This is a genomic window from Streptomyces sp. NPDC107528 (assembly GCF_055639295.1).
Genome location: NZ_JBVKAV010000006.1, coordinates 480,378 through 496,155, shown reverse-complemented (window position 1 = coordinate 496,155; position 15,778 = coordinate 480,378). Strand labels below are relative to the sequence as shown.

The 15,778-nt window shown below is 68.1% G+C and carries 16 protein-coding genes; 1 reads left to right on the top strand and 15 read right to left on the bottom strand.

What is annotated here, in order from left to right:
* Nucleotides 1-68 precede the first annotated feature (68 nt).
* Nucleotides 69-1,889, top strand: coding sequence for a glycosyl hydrolase family 18 protein (locus ACZ7L5_RS22045; RefSeq protein WP_467478795.1), 1,821 nt, complete (start codon nt 69-71; stop codon nt 1,887-1,889).
* 47 nt (nt 1,890-1,936) lie between these two features.
* Here the strand turns inward: ACZ7L5_RS22045 and ACZ7L5_RS22040 are convergent, their stop codons facing one another.
* The 15 genes from ACZ7L5_RS22040 to prmC all read right to left on the bottom strand — a co-directional run bounded on the left by ACZ7L5_RS22040 (nt 1,937) and on the right by prmC (nt 15,738).
* Nucleotides 1,937-2,383 (bottom strand): DUF2550 domain-containing protein, encoded by a 447-nt coding sequence (locus ACZ7L5_RS22040; RefSeq protein ID WP_328879292.1) that lies wholly within the window; start codon nt 2,381-2,383, stop codon nt 1,937-1,939.
* A 163-nt stretch (nt 2,384-2,546) separates the two neighbouring features.
* A complete protein-coding gene (locus ACZ7L5_RS22035; protein WP_328879293.1) occupies nt 2,547-2,921 on the bottom strand; it encodes a F0F1 ATP synthase subunit epsilon in 375 nt (124 codons plus the stop codon).
* 130 nt (nt 2,922-3,051) lie between these two features.
* A complete protein-coding gene (atpD, locus tag ACZ7L5_RS22030) occupies nt 3,052-4,488 on the bottom strand; it encodes a F0F1 ATP synthase subunit beta (RefSeq protein WP_351191947.1) in 1,437 nt (478 codons plus the stop codon).
* Nucleotides 4,488-5,405 (bottom strand): F0F1 ATP synthase subunit gamma, encoded by a 918-nt coding sequence (locus ACZ7L5_RS22025; protein WP_362380518.1) that lies wholly within the window; start codon nt 5,403-5,405, stop codon nt 4,488-4,490. Before ACZ7L5_RS22025 ends, atpD begins: the two co-directional genes overlap by 1 nt.
* 21 nt (nt 5,406-5,426) lie before the next feature.
* Nucleotides 5,427-7,028, bottom strand: a complete 1,602-nt coding sequence (gene atpA, locus ACZ7L5_RS22020; protein ID WP_471518428.1) for a F0F1 ATP synthase subunit alpha — start codon at nt 7,026-7,028, stop codon at nt 5,427-5,429.
* Nucleotides 7,029-7,167: 139 nt separating this feature from the next.
* Entirely contained in the window at nt 7,168-7,983 is an 816-nt protein-coding gene (locus tag ACZ7L5_RS22015; RefSeq protein ID WP_471518427.1) for a F0F1 ATP synthase subunit delta, read from the bottom strand.
* Entirely contained in the window at nt 7,980-8,525 is a 546-nt protein-coding gene (locus tag ACZ7L5_RS22010; RefSeq protein WP_365062849.1) for a F0F1 ATP synthase subunit B, read from the bottom strand. Before ACZ7L5_RS22010 ends, ACZ7L5_RS22015 begins: the two co-directional genes overlap by 4 nt.
* A 42-nt stretch (nt 8,526-8,567) precedes the next feature.
* The gene (atpE, locus tag ACZ7L5_RS22005) at nt 8,568-8,798 is read right to left on the bottom strand and encodes an ATP synthase F0 subunit C (RefSeq protein WP_024884520.1); all 231 of its coding nucleotides are present in this window, start codon (nt 8,796-8,798) and stop codon (nt 8,568-8,570) included.
* A gap of 75 nt (nt 8,799-8,873) precedes the next feature.
* Nucleotides 8,874-9,695 (bottom strand): F0F1 ATP synthase subunit A, encoded by an 822-nt coding sequence (atpB, locus tag ACZ7L5_RS22000; protein WP_271665855.1) that lies wholly within the window; start codon nt 9,693-9,695, stop codon nt 8,874-8,876.
* A gap of 225 nt (nt 9,696-9,920) precedes the next feature.
* Nucleotides 9,921-10,367, bottom strand: a complete 447-nt coding sequence (locus ACZ7L5_RS21995; RefSeq protein WP_471518426.1) for a hypothetical protein — start codon at nt 10,365-10,367, stop codon at nt 9,921-9,923.
* A 327-nt stretch (nt 10,368-10,694) separates the two neighbouring features.
* Entirely contained in the window at nt 10,695-12,059 is a 1,365-nt protein-coding gene (locus ACZ7L5_RS21990) for an MraY family glycosyltransferase (protein ID WP_471518425.1), read from the bottom strand.
* Between the two features lie 140 nt (nt 12,060-12,199).
* Nucleotides 12,200-13,438 (bottom strand): serine hydroxymethyltransferase, encoded by a 1,239-nt coding sequence (locus ACZ7L5_RS21985; RefSeq protein WP_471518424.1) that lies wholly within the window; start codon nt 13,436-13,438, stop codon nt 12,200-12,202.
* A 74-nt stretch (nt 13,439-13,512) separates the two neighbouring features.
* Nucleotides 13,513-14,193 (bottom strand): arsenate reductase/protein-tyrosine-phosphatase family protein, encoded by a 681-nt coding sequence (locus ACZ7L5_RS21980; RefSeq protein WP_328879302.1) that lies wholly within the window; start codon nt 14,191-14,193, stop codon nt 13,513-13,515.
* A complete protein-coding gene (locus ACZ7L5_RS21975; RefSeq protein WP_328879303.1) occupies nt 14,190-14,837 on the bottom strand; it encodes an L-threonylcarbamoyladenylate synthase in 648 nt (215 codons plus the stop codon). The genes ACZ7L5_RS21980 and ACZ7L5_RS21975 overlap by 4 nt, the downstream gene beginning before the upstream one ends.
* A 61-nt stretch (nt 14,838-14,898) precedes the next feature.
* Nucleotides 14,899-15,738, bottom strand: a complete 840-nt coding sequence (prmC, locus tag ACZ7L5_RS21970; RefSeq protein ID WP_328884322.1) for a peptide chain release factor N(5)-glutamine methyltransferase — start codon at nt 15,736-15,738, stop codon at nt 14,899-14,901.
* Nucleotides 15,739-15,778 lie beyond the last annotated feature (40 nt).

Genomic DNA, 15,778 nt, shown 5'->3' with positions numbered 1-15,778 from the left:
TCTCACCGCACCATGAGAGGGCGTGAGGCTCAGTCGCGCCCCGTGACTCCCCACCAAGGAGGCGCAGCATGCGCTTCAGACACAGAGCCCTGGCAGGGTTCGCGACCCTGCTGCTCCCGCTGGCCGGCCTGGTCGGCCTCGCGAGCCCGGCCGAAGCCGCCACGTCCGCCACCGCCACCTACGCCAAGACCCAGGACTGGGGCTCCGGCTTCGAGGGCAAGTGGACGGTGAAGAACACCGGCACGACCGCCCTCAGCTCCTGGACCGTCGAGTGGGACTTCCCCTCCGGCACGTCCGTCACCTCCGCCTGGGACGCCGACGTCACTTCCTCCGGCACTCACTGGACCGCCAAGAACAAGTCCTGGAACGGCTCCCTCGCCCCCGGCGCCTCCGTCACCTTCGGCTTCAACGGCACCGGCACCGGCTCCCCCGCCAACTGCAAGCTCAACGGCGGCAGTTGTGACGGCGGCAGCGTCCCCGGCGACAACCCGCCGTCCGCTCCCGGCACGCCCAGCGCATCCGACATCACCAACACCTCGGTGAAGCTGACCTGGTCGGCCGCCACCGACGACAAGGGCATCAAGAACTACGACGTCCTGCGCGACGGCACCAAGGTCGCGACGGCGACGGGCACGTCGTACACCGACAGCGGCCTGACCGCCGGCACCGACTACTCCTACACCGTCCAGGCCCGTGACACCGCCGACCAGACCGGTCCGGCGAGCGGCGCCCGCGCGGTGCGCACCACCGGCGGCGGCACCGACCCGAACCCCGGCGCGAAAATCAACCTCGGGTACTTCACCGAGTGGGGTGTCTACGGCCGCAACTACCACGTCAAGAATCTGGTGACCTCGGGCTCCGCCTCGAAGATCACCCACATCAACTACGCGTTCGGCAACGTCAAGAACGGTCAGTGCACCGTCGACGACACCTACGCCGCCTACGACAAGGCCTACACCGCCGACCAGTCCGTCAGCGGCTCCGCAGACACCTGGGACCAGCCGCTGCGCGGCAACTTCAACCAGCTGCGCCAGCTGAAGGCCAAGTACCCGCACATCAAGGTGCTGTACTCATTCGGCGGCTGGACCTACTCCGGCGGCTTCGGCCAGGCGGCGGCCAACGCGGCGGCGTTCGCCAAGTCCTGCAAGGCCGTCGTGGAGGACCCGCGCTGGGCCGACGTCTTCGACGGCATCGACATCGACTGGGAGTACCCGAACGCCTGCGGCCTGACCTGCGACACCTCAGGACCTGCCGCGTTCAAGAACCTGATGTCCGCCCTGCGCACCGAGTTCGGCTCGAACTACCTGGTCACCGCGGCCATCACCGCCGACGGCTCCAACGGCGGCAAGATCGACGCGGCCGACTACGGCGGCGCCTCCCAGTACCTCGACTGGTACAACGTGATGACGTACGACTACTTCGGCGCCTTCGACGCGGACGGTCCGACCGCCCCGCACTCGCCGCTCACCTCGTACGCAGGCATCCCGCAGGCGGGCTTCAACTCCGCCGACGCGATCGCCAAGCTGAAGTCGAAGGGCGTCCCGTCCGCCAAGCTGCTGCTCGGCATCGGCTTCTACGGCCGCGGCTGGACCGGCGTCACCCAGTCCGCCCCCGGCGGCTCGGCGACCGGCGCGGCCCCTGGCACCTACGAGGCGGGCATCGAGGACTACAAGGTCCTCAAGAACTCGTGCCCGTCGAACGGCACCATCGCAGGCACGGCCTATGCGCACTGCGGCAACAACTGGTGGTCCTACGACACCCCGTCGACCATCGCCGGAAAGATGACCTGGGCCAAGAACCAGGGCCTCGGCGGCGCGTTCTTCTGGGAGTTCAGCGGCGACACCAGCAACGGTGAGCTGGTGACCGCCATCAACAGCGGGCTGAAGTAGGCCCGTTAAGCAACATTGACGCTCCCCCACCCAGCGAGTGAATGTGGCTACGCCACATTCACTCGCTGTCCGGGCGGGGCTGCTTCCAGCCACGCGAGAAATCCGGTCAGCGCGTCGTCACTCATGGCCAGTTCGAGGCGCGTGCCCCGATGGAGGCAGGTGAGGATCACCGCGTCGGAGAGCAGCGCCAGTTCCTCCTCGCCGTCGGGTACCCGGCGGCCGGCCACCTCGATGGCGGAGCGCTCCAGGATGCGGCGCGGGCGATAGGCGTAGGAAAAGACGCGGTACCACTCGATGCGGTCGCCGTTGTAGCGGGCGACGCCGTAGCTCCAGCCCTTGCCACTGGTGTCGGGTTTCTCCGGCACGTCCCAGCGCAGGGAACAGTCGAACGTGCCGCCCGAGCGCTGGATGAGCCGTCGGCGCAGGCCGAAGACGAACAACCCCAGCACCACGAGGGCGACGACGATTCCGCACACAGTCAGAGCGAGGACCATCGACACCGACCTCCTCGTCTCCTAGGTAACGGAACGGAAAAAACTTCCATATCTGCCTCAGCCGCGACCGGCACCGGATTGCTCCGGTCCCAGCCGCGGCTGAGTGACGTCATCGCGTGCGCTCCCTCCAGAGCCTAAAGGGCCCGGGAGGTACCTCCAGGGGTCAGCGCGCCGTCGCCGCCCGCAGACGAACCTCCGCGCGGCGCTCGGCGGAGGCGTCGTCGTCGGACTGCGCGCGCTCCAGCGCCCGCTCCGCGCGCTGGACATCGATCTCGTCCGACAGCTCGGCGATCTCGGCCAGCAGCGACAGCTTGTCGTCGGCGAACGAGATGAAACCGCCGTGCACCGCGGCGATGACGGTTCCACCTTCACTCGTACGGATGGTCACGGGGCCCGACTCCAGCACACCGAGCAGCGGCTGGTGACCGGGCATGACGCCGATGTCGCCGGACGTGGTGCGCGCGACGACCAGGGTGGCCTGGCCCGACCAGACCTCACGGTCGGCGGCGACCAGCGCGACGTGCAGCTCAGCAGCCAAGGTGGCTCCTCGGGTCACCACCCGGCGGGTTCTGCCGGGTGTTGGTTACAAGTCTAGTAGGCGTGGATGAGGGGGCGGGACGAACCCCCGCCCCCTCATCAGAGCTCAATGGCTCACAAGCACCGGTGCGTCAGGAGACGCCCAGCTCCTTCGCGTTCTTCTTCAGGTCCTCGATACCACCGCAGAGGAAGAAGGCCTGCTCCGGGAAGTGGTCGAAGTCACCGTCGATGATCGCGTTGAACGCGGTGATCGACTCGTCCAGCGGCACGTCCGAACCGTCCACGCCGGTGAACTGCTTGGCGACGTGGGTGTTCTGGGACAGGAAGCGCTCGACACGGCGGGCACGCTGGACGACCAGCTTGTCCTCCTCGCCGAGCTCGTCGATGCCGAGGATGGCGATGATGTCCTGGAGGTCCTTGTACTTCTGCAGGATCCCCTTGACGCGCATCGCGGTGTTGTAGTGGTCCGCCGCGATGTAGCGCGGGTCCAGGATGCGGGACGTGGAGTCCAGCGGGTCCACGGCCGGGTAGATGCCCTTCTCGGAGATCGGACGGGACAGAACCGTCGTCGCGTCGAGGTGGGCGAACGTGGTGGCCGGGGCCGGGTCGGTCAGGTCGTCCGCGGGGACGTAGATCGCCTGCATCGAGGTGATCGAGTGACCACGGGTCGAGGTGATGCGCTCCTGGAGGAGACCCATCTCGTCGGCCAGGTTCGGCTGGTAGCCCACCGCGGAGGGCATACGGCCGAGCAGGGTCGAGACCTCGGAACCGGCCTGCGTGAAGCGGAAGATGTTGTCGATGAAGAACAGCACGTCCTGCTTCTGGACGTCACGGAAGTACTCGGCCATGGTGAGGCCGGCCAGCGCGACGCGCAGACGGGTGCCCGGGGGCTCGTCCATCTGACCGAAGACCAGGGCGGTCTTGTCGATGACGCCCGACTCGGCCATCTCCTCGATGAGGTCGTTGCCCTCACGGGTGCGCTCGCCGACACCGGCGAACACGGAGACACCGTCGTGGTTGTTGGCGACGCGGTAGATCATCTCCTGGATGAGCACCGTCTTGCCGACGCCGGCACCGCCGAACAGACCGATCTTTCCACCCTTGACGTACGGGGTGAGAAGGTCGATGACCTTGACGCCGGTCTCGAACATCTCGGTCTTCGACTCGAGCTCGTCGAAGTTCGGCGCCTTGCGGTGGATGCCCCAGCGCTCGCCGTCGTACTTCTCGTCGACGTTCAGCACCTCACCGAGGGTGTTGAACACCTTGCCCTTGGTGAAATCACCGACGGGCACCGTGATGGAGGCACCGGTGTCGGTGACCGGGGCCTGGCGGACCAGACCGTCGGTGGGCTGCATCGAGATCGTGCGGACCAGGCCGTCACCCAGGTGCTGGGCGACCTCCAGGGTCAGCGTCTTCTTCGCGCCGTCCTGGGCCGGGTCGGCCACCTCGACGTGAAGGGCGTTGTAGATCTCCGGCATGGCGTCGACGGGGAATTCCACGTCGACGACCGGGCCGATGACCCGGGCGACGCGGCCCGTGGCAACGGCCGTCTCAACTGTCGTCGTCATTACCTGTCACTCCCCGCGGTCGCGTCGGCCAGGGCTGCGGAGCCACCGACGATCTCGCTGATTTCCTGGGTGATTTCGGCCTGGCGGGCCGCGTTGGCAAGCCGCGAGAGCGTCTCGATGAGCTCTCCCGCGTTGTCGGTGGCCGACTTCATCGCCCGCCGCGTGGCGGCGTGCTTGGAGGCGGCCGACTGGAGCAGCGCGTTGTAGATACGGCTCTCCACGTAGCGCGGCAGCAGGGCGTCGAGGACGTCCTCCGCCGAGGGCTCGAAGTCGAACAGCGGAAGGATCTCGCCCTTGGGGGCAGCCTCCTTCGCGACCTCTTCGAGGCTGAGCGGCAGCAGACGGTCGTCGAGCGCCGTCTGCGTCATCATCGAGACGAACTCGGTGAAGACGATGTGGAGTTCGTCCACGCCACCCTCGGCCGTGTCCTTCTCGATCGCCTCGATCAGCGGAGCCGCGACCTTCTTGGCGTCCGCGTACGACGGCTCGTCGGTGAAACCGCTCCACGACTCCGCGATCTTGCGCTCACGGAAGTTGTAGTGGGCGACACCGCGGCGGCCGACGATGTAGATCTCGACCTCGTGGCCCTCGCGCTCCAGACGCGCGGTCAGCTGCTCCGCGATCTTGATGGCGTTCGAGTTGAAGGCACCGGCGAGACCCCGGTCGCTCGTCAGGAGCAGCACCGCGGACCGCGTGACCGTCTCGGCCTGCGTGGTCAGCGGGTGCTTGGTGTTCGAGCCGGTACCGACCGCCGTGACCGCGCGGGTGAGCTCGGTCGCGTACGGCGTGGAGGCCGCCACCTTGCGCTGCGCCTTGACGACACGCGAGGCGGCGATCATCTCCATCGCCTTGGTGATCTTCTTGGTCGCGGTGACGGATCGGATGCGACGCTTGTAGACCCGGAGCTGGGCTCCCATGAGTCAGGTCCCTTCCTTACGTCACTTGGAGGCGCTGGTCGCCTTCGGACCGGCCTCTTCGCCGAGCAGCTTGCCGTCCGACGTCTCGAACTGCTTCTTGAAGTCGGCGATCGCGTCGGCAACAGCGGTGAGGGTGTCGTCCGACATCTTGGCGCCCTCCTTGATAGAGGTCATCAGGCCCTGCTCCTTGCGGTGCAGGTACTCGAGGAGCTCCTTCTCGAAGCGGCGGATGTCGCCGACCGGCACGTCGTCCATCTTGCCGGTGGTGGCACCCCAGACCGAGACGACCTGGTCCTCGATGGCCATCGGCTGGTACTGAGCCTGCTTGAGCAGCTCGACCAGACGCGAACCACGCTCCAGCTGCGCCTTCGACGCGGCGTCCAGGTCGGAACCGAAGGCGGCGAACGCCTCCAGCTCGCGGTACTGGGCCAGGTCCAGACGCAGACGACCGGAGACCTGTCGCATCGCCTTGTGCTGCGCGGAACCACCGACTCGGGAGACGGAGATACCGACATTCAGCGCGGGGCGCTGACCGGCGTTGAACAGGTCCGACTCCAGGAAGCACTGGCCGTCGGTGATGGAGATGACGTTGGTCGGGATGAACGCCGAGACGTCGTTGGCCTTGGTCTCGACGATCGGCAGACCCGTCATCGAACCGGCGCCCATGTCGTCGGAGAGCTTCGCGCAGCGCTCCAGCAGACGGGAGTGCAGGTAGAAGACGTCACCCGGGTAGGCCTCACGGCCCGGCGGGCGGCGCAGCAGCAGGGACACGGCGCGGTAGGCGTCGGCCTGCTTCGAGAGGTCGTCGAAGATGATGAGGACGTGCTTGCCCTCGTACATCCACTGCTGGCCGATGGCCGAACCGGTGTACGGCGCCAGGTACTTGAAGCCGGCCGGGTCGGACGCCGGGGCGGCGACGATGGTCGTGTACTCCAGCGCGCCGTTCTCCTCCAGCGCGCGGCGGACCGACGCGATCGTCGAGCCCTTCTGACCGATGGCGACGTAGATGCAGCGGACCTGCTTGTTCGGGTCGCCGGTGCGCCAGTTGTCGCGCTGGTTGATGATCGTGTCGACGGCCAGAGCGGTCTTGCCGGTCTGGCGGTCACCGATGACCAGCTGACGCTGGCCACGGCCGATCGGGGTCATCGCGTCGACGGCCTTGTAGCCGGTCTCCATCGGCTCGTGCACCGACTTACGGGCCATGACGCCCGGAGCCTGAAGCTCCAGGGCACGGCGGCCGGACGTCTCGATCTCGCCGAGGCCGTCGATCGCGTTACCGAGCGGGTCGACGACGCGGCCGAGGTAGCCCTCGCCGACGGCCACGGAGAGGACCTCACCGGTACGGGAGACCGACTGACCCTCCTCGACGCCGCTGAACTCACCGAGGACGACGGCGCCGATCTCGCGCTCTTCCAGGTTCAGCGCGAGGCCGAGGGTGCCGTCCTCGAACTTCAGCAGTTCGTTGGCCATGGCCGAGGGCAGGCCCTCGACCTTCGCGATGCCGTCGCCGGCAAGGGTGACCGTACCGACCTCCTCGCGCGAGGCCGCGTCCGGCTTGTACGACTGGACGAAGTTCTCCAGCGCGTCCCGGATCTCCTCCGGCCGGATCGTGAGCTCCGCCATCTGGGTTCCCTGCTCTCCTTGTTGGGCCCGAAGTTTCACTTTGGGGGGATGGGGACTCCCCCCGTAAAAGAGGTGAATCCTCTGCACGGCCCAACATGGGCCGTCGTAAGTACGTACTGCTCTTGCTATGAAGTTGCTGCTAGCTCGCCAGTCGACGGCCGGCGTCCTCGATGCGGTCCGCGAGGGAGCCGTTGATGACCTCGTCACCGACCTGCACCCGGATTCCGCCGACGACCTCGGGGTCCACGTCGAGGTTGAGGTGCATCTGGCGGCCGTAGAGCTTCGCGAGGGCGGCACCCAGGCGCTGCCTCTGCGGGTCGCTCAGCGGCACCGCCGAGGTGACGATGGCCACCATGCGGTCCCGGCGCTCGGCGGCGAGCTTGGACAGGGACTCCAGTCCCGACTCCAGGCTACGTCCACGCGGCGCGGTCACAAGACGCGTCACCAGACGCTCCGTGGTCGCCTTGGCCCGGCCGCCGAGCAGGCTGCGCAGCAGCTCGCCCTTGGCCGACGCCGTTGCGGCGCGGTTGGTCAGCGCGGCACGCAGCTCGGTGCTCGAGGAGACGATCCGGCCGAACCGGAACAGCTCGTCCTCGACGTCGTCGAGCTTGCCCGTGCGCTGCGCGGCGGTGAGGTCGGCGGTGTCCGCCAGCTCCTCCAGCGCGTCCACCAGGTCGCGGGACTGCGACCAGCGGGAACGCACCATGCCGGCCAGCAGGTCAGCGGTCTCGCCGCCGACCTGGCCGCCGAGCAGGCGCTGAGCCAGCTCGGCCTTGGCCTCGCCGGCCTGCGCCGGGTCGGTGAGGACCCGACGCACCGACACCTCGCGGTCGAGCAGCGCGGTGACGGCGGCCAGCTCGTCGGCGAGCTTGGCCGCGTCGACGGACGTGTTGTCCGTCAGCGCGTCGAGACGCTCACGTGCGGCTGCCAGGGCCTCGCGGCTCGCTCCGTTCATCGCGCGGCCTCGGCCTTCTCCTCGAGGTCCTCGAGGAAGCGGTCGATGACACGGCTCTGCCGGGCGTGGTCCTCGAGGGACTCGCCGACGAGCTTGCCGGCCAGTTCGGTGGCGAGCTTGCCGACGTCCTGGCGCAGCGCGGACGCGGCGGCCTTGCGGTCGGCCTCGACCTGGGCGTGACCGGCGGCGACGATCTCCTCGCGCTGCCGCTGGCCTTCCGCGCGCATCTCGGCGATGAGCGTGGCGCCCTGTTCCTGCGCCTCCTGGCGCAGACGCGCGGCCTCGTGCCGGGCCTCGGCGAGCTGGGCCCTGTACTGCTCCAGAACGCTCTGGGCCTCGGTCTGCGCAGCCTCGGCCTTCTCGATACCGCCCTCGATGGCCTCGCGACGCTCTTCCAGAACCTTGTTGATGTTCGGGAGCAGCTTCTTGGCGAGGAAGCCGAAGACGATGACGAAGGCGATCAGGCCGATGACAAGCTCGGGGATCGGCGGGACGAGGGGGTTCTCCGACTCCTCGACCGCCAGAACGAGCAGCTGGCTCATATCAATGCCTTTCGTCTAGTCGGCTGGTTGTGGATCCGCAGATCACTTGCCGTAGACGAACGGCATGACCAGACCGATGAGGGCGAGCGCCTCACAGAAGGCGAAGCCGAGGATCTGGTTGGCGCGGATCAGGCCGGCAGCTTCGGGCTGACGGGCCAGGGCCTGAGTGCCGTTACCGAAGATGATGCCGACGCCGACGCCGGGACCGATGGCAGCAAGGCCGTAGCCGATGGAGCCGAGCGAGCCGGAAACAGCGGCAAGGGTCTGGGACATGCCAGTTCTTCCTTTTCTGTACGGACCGGTGGGGGTTGGCCACCGGACGTCTGCGGGGGTGGAGGGGGCGGGCACTCAGTGGTGCTCGGCGAGCGCGCCCTGAATGAAGGTGCAGGTCAGAAGCACGAAGACGTACGCCTGCAGGGCCTGGATGAACAGCTCGAAGGCCGTCATGACGATGACCATGATGAACGAGACACCCGCATAGGCGATTCCGATGCCGTTCAGCAGGTACCAGCTGGCGATCGTGAAGAGGAGCAGCAGCGTGTGACCGGCGAACATGTTCGCGAAGAGTCGCACCGCGTGCGTGAACGGCCGGACGAGCAGGTTCGAGAAGAACTCGATCAGCATGGCCAGCGGCAGGACCGGGCCGAGCGACTTGTCGTAGCCGGTGAAGTTCTTGAGGGCACCGACGAAACCGTGACGTTTGAAGGTCAGCGAGACCCACAGAACATAGACGATCAGCGCCAGGCCCACCGGGTACGAGATGATCGCTGTGACCGGGAACTGGGCGACCGGGATGATCGACCAGAGATTCATCATCCAGACGAAGAAGAACAGCGAGACGATCAGCGGTACGTACTTCTCGCCTTCCTTCTTGCCGATCGTCTCGTAGACGATCCCGCGCCGGACAAAGTCGTAACCGGCCTCGGCCACCATCTGCAGCTTGCCCGGGACGACCTGCGGCTTACGGAAGGCCGCCCAGAAGAAGCCGATGATGACGACGGAGCCGAGCAGCGCCAGCAACATCGTCTTGTCGAAGTACACGTTGCTGGTTCCGTCGCCCCAGAGGGGCTCGAACAGGAACGAGTGCAGGCCGGGAGCCGGGAATCCACAGCCGTCGAAGATGTGGCAGTCGGTCTCGAAGGCGAGCACCTGCGTCGGGTCAGCACTCACCGCGGGCTCCTTCAGCGTGGCGCATAGGTACGGCAACCTCGTTGTGTCGGCGCGGCGCGCAGCCGCGGTTCGGCACGGGACTGGTGTTACGGATGTGGGGGCGGCTGTGGGGCATCTCGCCTCGCGATTGAGCAGGCGTCAGCTCAGATGCCCGCGCCCGCGATGCCGCAGTTGGCACCGGACGATAGCAGGACTTCTCAAGCGGCTTTATCCCGGCCCTACCCTTCACGACGAGTGCCCCGTCTTTTCGGGCTTGTCACCCTTCGAGGAGACGCCCGAATCGGGTTCGACGTAGAGGATTTTGGCCTTCATGTGGGCACGGGTCTGCGTCGCGATCCACACGAGCGTGGTCGCGAGCAGCGTGATCGCGAAGGCCCGGGGGTTGAACAGCGTGGTGTTCTTGAACGCGGCCATGAAGATGAACAGCAGCAGGATCTGCGCCGCGTACAGCATCAGGCCCATTGCCTGGAACAGATGCGGAAGCGATTTGGCAGTGCGCTGGAGAACGTAGAGACCGAGCCCCATGAACAGGATCACGACAAGTGTCGCGACGACCGCCCCGATCGCCCCCTTGCCACCGGCAACCACCCCACTGACGACGGCGGCAACAGCACCGGCGGCGGCTGTGGGTACGGCGGCCTGGAGCAAGATCCGGGCGTCATTGGACGGCATGGCGGCAACTCCGCTTTCACGGTGGGGGCAGGGTGTCGTCATGGACGAGCGTAGTCCCGGGCTGAGAGAGAACCTCACACCAATGGACCGTCGCACTACGGCCCTTCGGCTCTATCCGGGGGGTTCTCGTGAACCGTATCACAAACTATTTGATGAGGTCTTTACCTGGAGGCGTGCTCAGTGTCACACATGAGAGTGATGGCGCGCGTCTGTGCAGGCATGCGGTCGACTTGTCTGGTATTGGGGCGCTTCGCTCCCCCATGACTTGGCAATGCTCTAGTCAGATTCTTACCTTGGCCCCGAGCCCTTGCCTTGACGGTCGGACCGTCAGCGCGACGTTCCGGCCTTCCGCCGGTCCAGGTGCCGCGAACGGGCGCCGATCGCGGTCGCCCCGTTGACGCGCGAGACGCCGGCGGCGACCGGAGTGCGCTGCTCCTCGTCCGACCCGTCCGACCCGTCCGACCCGTCCGACTCCCCGGCACCGCCGGACTGCGGTGTGGTGGCTGCGGGCTCCGCGACGGCGCCGCTGCGGCGGTAGCGCGGGGGCACGAAGGCCTCGGCCCAGCGGGGCGTACGCGGCGTGAAGCGCGGGAGCAGCAGCAGGACCAGGCCGATGGCGCTGAGGAACACCACCCCGAGCACGATCCACATGGACGCCGAGTTCACCGAGTAGGCGAGGGCGCCGAAGGCGATCAGGGCCGACCAGAAGTACATGATCAGCACCGCGCGGCTGTGGGAGTGGCCGATCTCCAGCAGACGGTGGTGGAGGTGACCCCGGTCGGCGGCGAACGGGGACTGGCCGCGCCAGGTGCGGCGCACGATCGCCAGCACCAGGTCGGCGGCCGGGATAGCGATGATCGTCAGCGGCAGCAGCAGCGGGATGTAGACCGGCACCGTCTGGTGCACGGCCGCCTTCTCCGAGCCGGCGAACAGCTTCAGCGCATCCGGGTCGACCTGTCCCGTGATGGAGATCGCGCCCGCCGCCAGCACCAGGCCGATCAGCATCGAGCCGGAGTCGCCCATGAAGATCCGCGCCGGGTGCATGTTGTGCGGCAGGAAGCCCAGGCACATGCCCATCAGGATGGCCGAGAAGAGCGTGGCGGGGGCGGCGGCCTCGATGCCGTACGACACCCAGACGCGGTAGGCGTAGAGGAAGAACGCCGCCGACGCGATGCAGACCACGCCTGCTGCCAGGCCGTCGAGGCCGTCGACGAAGTTGACCGCGTTGATGGTGATGACGACGAGGGCGACGGTGAGCAGGGTGCCCTGCCACTGGGTCAGCGCGACATTGCCGACGGTCGGGATCGGCAGCCACAGGATCGTCAGACCCTGCATGACCATGACGCCGGCGGCGATCATCTGGCCGCCCAGCTTGATCAGGGCGTCGATCTCGAACTTGTCGTCCAGGACGCCGATCAGCCAGATGAGCGCCGCTCCGGAGAGCAGCGCCCGCGGTTCGTTGGACTTCTCGAAGACCGTACTGAGGTTGGTCAGGTGGTCCGCGACCAGCAGGCCCGCGCACAGGCCGAAGAACATCGCGATACCGCCGAGCCGCGGAGTGGGTTCCCGGTGCACGTCGCGTGCCCGGATCTCCGGCATCGCTCCGGCCACGATCGCGAACTTCCGCACCGGCCCTGTCAGCAGATACGTCACCGCGGCCGTGATGCAGAGCGTCAGCAGGTATTCACGCACGGGCTTCCCCACAAGTCTCGCTGGCCATCTCAGCCCCACACCCTAGCGACGTACAGATACGCGACGCATATGTGTGGGGACTTCCGGGTAGCGACGATGGTTGCACGAGTGGCTGTGTGCGCAGGTGCGTCTACCCCGTCTCAGCCGGGATACGGCAGAAATCTACCGGCCAGCTCCCGCACTTCTTCACGCGCCTTCTGAGTTTCGGTCTCTCCTCGCAGCACGCTCGCCAGCAGTGCGGCGAGCCACACCATCTCCGCCTCCCCCATGCCCTGGGTGGTCACGGCCGCCGTGCCGAGGCGCAGGCCGCGGGCGTCGGCGTGCGGCAGGGCGCAGCAGTCCAGCACCATCCCGGCCGCCGCGAGCCGTCCGCGTGCGTCCCGGCCGTCGACGCCGAGGGGCGCCGGGTCGGCGGTGATGAGGTGTGTGTCGGTGCCACCCGTGGTGACGACAAGACCCTCGGCCGCCAGCCCGGCTGCCAGGGTTCTGGCATTGGCGACCACCTGATGGGCGTACACCGCGAACGCCGGGGTTGCCGCCTCGCCGAACGCGACGGCCTTGGCGGCGATGGTGTGCATCTGGGCGCCGCCCTGTGTGAAAGGAAACACAGCGCGGTCGATCCGCTCGGCGACTTCCGAGCCGCACAGGATCATGCCGCCGCGCGGACCACGCAGCACCTTGTGGGTGGTGGCGCACACCACATCGGCGTACGGCACCGGGTTCGGGGCCGCTCCGCCGGCGACGAGCCCCATCGGGTGAGCGGCGTCGGCGATGAGATACGCGCCCACCTCGTCCGCGATGTCGCGGAAAACGGCGTAGTCGATGTGGCGCGGGTAGGCGATGGACCCGCACACGACGGCCTTGGGCCGGTGGTTGCGGGCGAGCGTGCGCACCTGGTCGTAGTCGATGAGCCCGGTCTCGGCGTCCACCCCGTAGCCGACGAAGTCGAACCAGCGGCCGGAGAAGTTGGCGGGCGACCCGTGCGTGAGGTGTCCGCCGTACGGCAGACCGAGGGCGAGGACGGTGTCGCCGGGGCGCAGCAGGGCGGCGTACGCGGCGAGGACGGCCGAAGACCCCGAATGGGACTGGACGTTGGCGTGCTCGGCGCCGAACAGCGCCTTGGCCCGCTCGACGGCGAGGCGCTCGGCGACATCGACCATCTCGCATCCGCCGTGGTAGCGGGCGCCCGGGTACCCCTCCGCGTACTTGTTGGCGAGCGGCGACCCGAGCGCCGCCAGCACGGCCGACGAGGTGAAGTTCTCGGCGGCGATGAGCTGAAGCGTCGTCGACTGCCGCTCGAGCTCCCCGAGCAGGATGTCGGCGAGCTGCGGGTCCTGCCGTCGCAGGACATCGGCCTCGAGGGTATGGGTGACCGACATGGTGGGCTCCGGGCGTGCGTCGACGGTGACGTACGTCCAATGTAGGCCGGGGACGTCAGCCGCGCCCGGCGTTGTCACGCGCGCGCACGAACGCCCGTCAGCGCCGTGACCACCGGATCCAGCGCCTCGTGTATCTCGTCCCCCACCGACCGGAAGAACGTGAGCGGTGCGCCGTACGGGTCGTACACCTCGTCCGCCTCCGCCGTCGGTGCGAGGAGCCACCCGCGTAGAGCCGCCGCGGCACGGACCAGGGCGCGGGCGCGGAAGACCACGCCTTCCTCCAACGGAGGGAGCGTCGCCGGGTCTATGGCCTTCACCAGGCGGGTGAACTCCTTGAGGGTGAAGGTGCGCAGGCCCGCCGAATGGCCCATCGAGATGACCTGGGCGCGGTGGTCACGGGTGGCCGTCAGGACCAGGTCGGCGCGGATGACGTGCTCGTCGAGGAGCTCGCGGCCGACGAAGCCGGAGGCGTCCGCGCCGAAGTCGGCGAGGACGGTCTCCGCGTTGGATTCCATGGGCGCGCCCTCGTGGCCCCAGGTGCCCGCGCTCTCCACGATCAGCCCGCCGCCGAGCACACCGAGCCGCTGCGCCACGAAATGACGGGTCAGCCGCTCGGTGATCGGCGAGCGGCACACATTGCCGGTGCTGACGTGGAGGATGCGGAAGCTGTCACGCGGGAGGCCGACGAACGTCGTCGTGATCTCCGCCGCGCTTTCCCCGTTGCCTATGCCACGCCCCGCTTCAGGGGCTGTCAATTGGCCACCTCGAGGTCGGGTACGACCTTCCGCAGCTCTTCCGCGGAGATCGCGCCCGCGCGCAGGAGGAGGGGCACTTCGCGCGTCACGTCCACGATCGACGACGGGACGTTGCCGGGGGTCGGGCCGCCGTCCAGGTACACGGACACCGAGTCGCCGAGCATCTCCTGCGCGGCGTCGCAGTCCTCGGGGGCCGGGTGACCCGTCAGGTTGGCCGACGAGACCGCCATCGGGCCGACCTCCGTCAGCAGCTCGATGGCGATCGGGTGCAGTGGCATGCGCACGGCAACCGTGCCCCGGGTGTCGCCCAGGTCCCACTGCAGCGACGGCTGGTGCTTGGCCACCAGCGTCAGCGCGCCCGGCCAGAAGGCGTCGACCAGCTCCCAGGCCAGCTCGGAGAAGTCCGTGACGAGACCGTGGAGCGTGTTCGGGGAGCCGATCAGCACAGGGGTGGGCATGTTGCGGCCACGGCCCTTGGCCTCCAGCAGGTCGCCGACGGCCTCCTTGGCGAACGCGTCGGCGCCGATGCCGTACACCGTGTCGGTCGGGAGGACCACGAGCTCGCCACGGCGGACGGCGGACGCGGCTTCACGCAGACCGGTCGTGCGGTCGGTCGCGTCATTGGTGTCGTATCGCCGTGCCATATCTAGCGGGCCTCCTCGTACACGAAGTACACGTACTGCGGGAAAAGAGTCTCGGGGGCGGTCACGGCAGCGCCTTGCGGGCGGTCGCGAACCTCGGGCGGTTGTTGAGGTCGGGGTGGTCGGCAGCGTCGGCCCAGCCCCGCTCCTCGGTGAAGATCCACGGCACCTGGCCGCCCTGGGTGTCGGCGTGTTCGATGACAACGACGCCGCCGGGGCGGAGGAGACGGTGTGCGGTCCGTTCCAGACCGCGAATGAGGTCGAGGCCGTCCTCGCCCGAGAACAGGGCGAGTTCGGGATCGTAGTCCCGCGCCTCGGGAGCGACGTACTCCCATTCGGTGAGCGGGATGTAGGGCGGGTTGGAGATGACCAGGTCGACCTGGCCGTCGAGGTCGGGGAAGGCGTCCAGGGCGTTGCCCTGACGAAGGTCGACCCTGGACCCCTCGACGTTCTTGCGCGTCCAGTGCAGGGCGTCCTCGGACAGCTCCACGGCGTGCACGCGCGAGCGCGGGACCTCCTGGGCGAGGGCGAGCGCGATGGCGCCGGTGCCGGTGCACAGGTCGACGATGCAGGGCTCGACGACGTCCATCGCGCGCACCGCGTCTATGGCCCAGCCGACCACCGACTCGGTCTCGGGGCGGGGCACGAACACCCCGGGCCCGACTTGGAGTTCGAGGTAGCGGAAGTAGGCCCGCCCGGTGATGTGCTGCAGCGGCTCGCGCTGCTCACGGCGGGCGATGACCTCCCAGTAGCGGGCGTCGAAGTCCGAGTCCTTCACGGAGTGCAGCTCGCCCCGCTTCACGCCGTGCACGAACGCGGCGAGCTCCTCCGCGTCGTTGCGCGGCGAGGGCACGCCGGCGTCGGCCAGCCGCTGGGTGGCCTGTGCCACCTCCGCGAGCAGCACGCTGCGGGGGCTTGAGGGTCGCCCCCCAATGAATTGCTGC

What these genes read in the sequence shown, in the direction of transcription:
- ACZ7L5_RS22045 (WP_467478795.1), top strand. Translation starts at nt 69, where the DNA reads ATGCGCTTCAGACACAGAGCCCTGGCAGGGTTCGCGACCCTGCTGCTC.
- ACZ7L5_RS22040 (WP_328879292.1), bottom strand. Translation starts at nt 2,383, where the DNA reads ATGGTCCTCGCTCTGACTGTGTGCGGAATCGTCGTCGCCCTCGTGGTG.
- atpD (WP_351191947.1), bottom strand. Translation starts at nt 4,488, where the DNA reads ATGACGACGACAGTTGAGACGGCCGTTGCCACGGGCCGCGTCGCCCGG.
- ACZ7L5_RS22025 (WP_362380518.1), bottom strand. Translation starts at nt 5,405, where the DNA reads ATGGGAGCCCAGCTCCGGGTCTACAAGCGTCGCATCCGATCCGTCACC.
- atpA (WP_471518428.1), bottom strand. Translation starts at nt 7,028, where the DNA reads ATGGCGGAGCTCACGATCCGGCCGGAGGAGATCCGGGACGCGCTGGAG.
- ACZ7L5_RS22015 (WP_471518427.1), bottom strand. Translation starts at nt 7,983, where the DNA reads ATGAACGGAGCGAGCCGCGAGGCCCTGGCAGCCGCACGTGAGCGTCTC.
- ACZ7L5_RS22010 (WP_365062849.1), bottom strand. Translation starts at nt 8,525, where the DNA reads ATGAGCCAGCTGCTCGTTCTGGCGGTCGAGGAGTCGGAGAACCCCCTC.
- atpE (WP_024884520.1), bottom strand. Translation starts at nt 8,798, where the DNA reads ATGTCCCAGACCCTTGCCGCTGTTTCCGGCTCGCTCGGCTCCATCGGC.
- ACZ7L5_RS21995 (WP_471518426.1), bottom strand. Translation starts at nt 10,367, where the DNA reads ATGCCGTCCAATGACGCCCGGATCTTGCTCCAGGCCGCCGTACCCACA.
- ACZ7L5_RS21985 (WP_471518424.1), bottom strand. Translation starts at nt 13,438, where the DNA reads ATGTCGGTCACCCATACCCTCGAGGCCGATGTCCTGCGACGGCAGGAC.
- ACZ7L5_RS21975 (WP_328879303.1), bottom strand. Translation starts at nt 14,837, where the DNA reads ATGGCACGGCGATACGACACCAATGACGCGACCGACCGCACGACCGGT.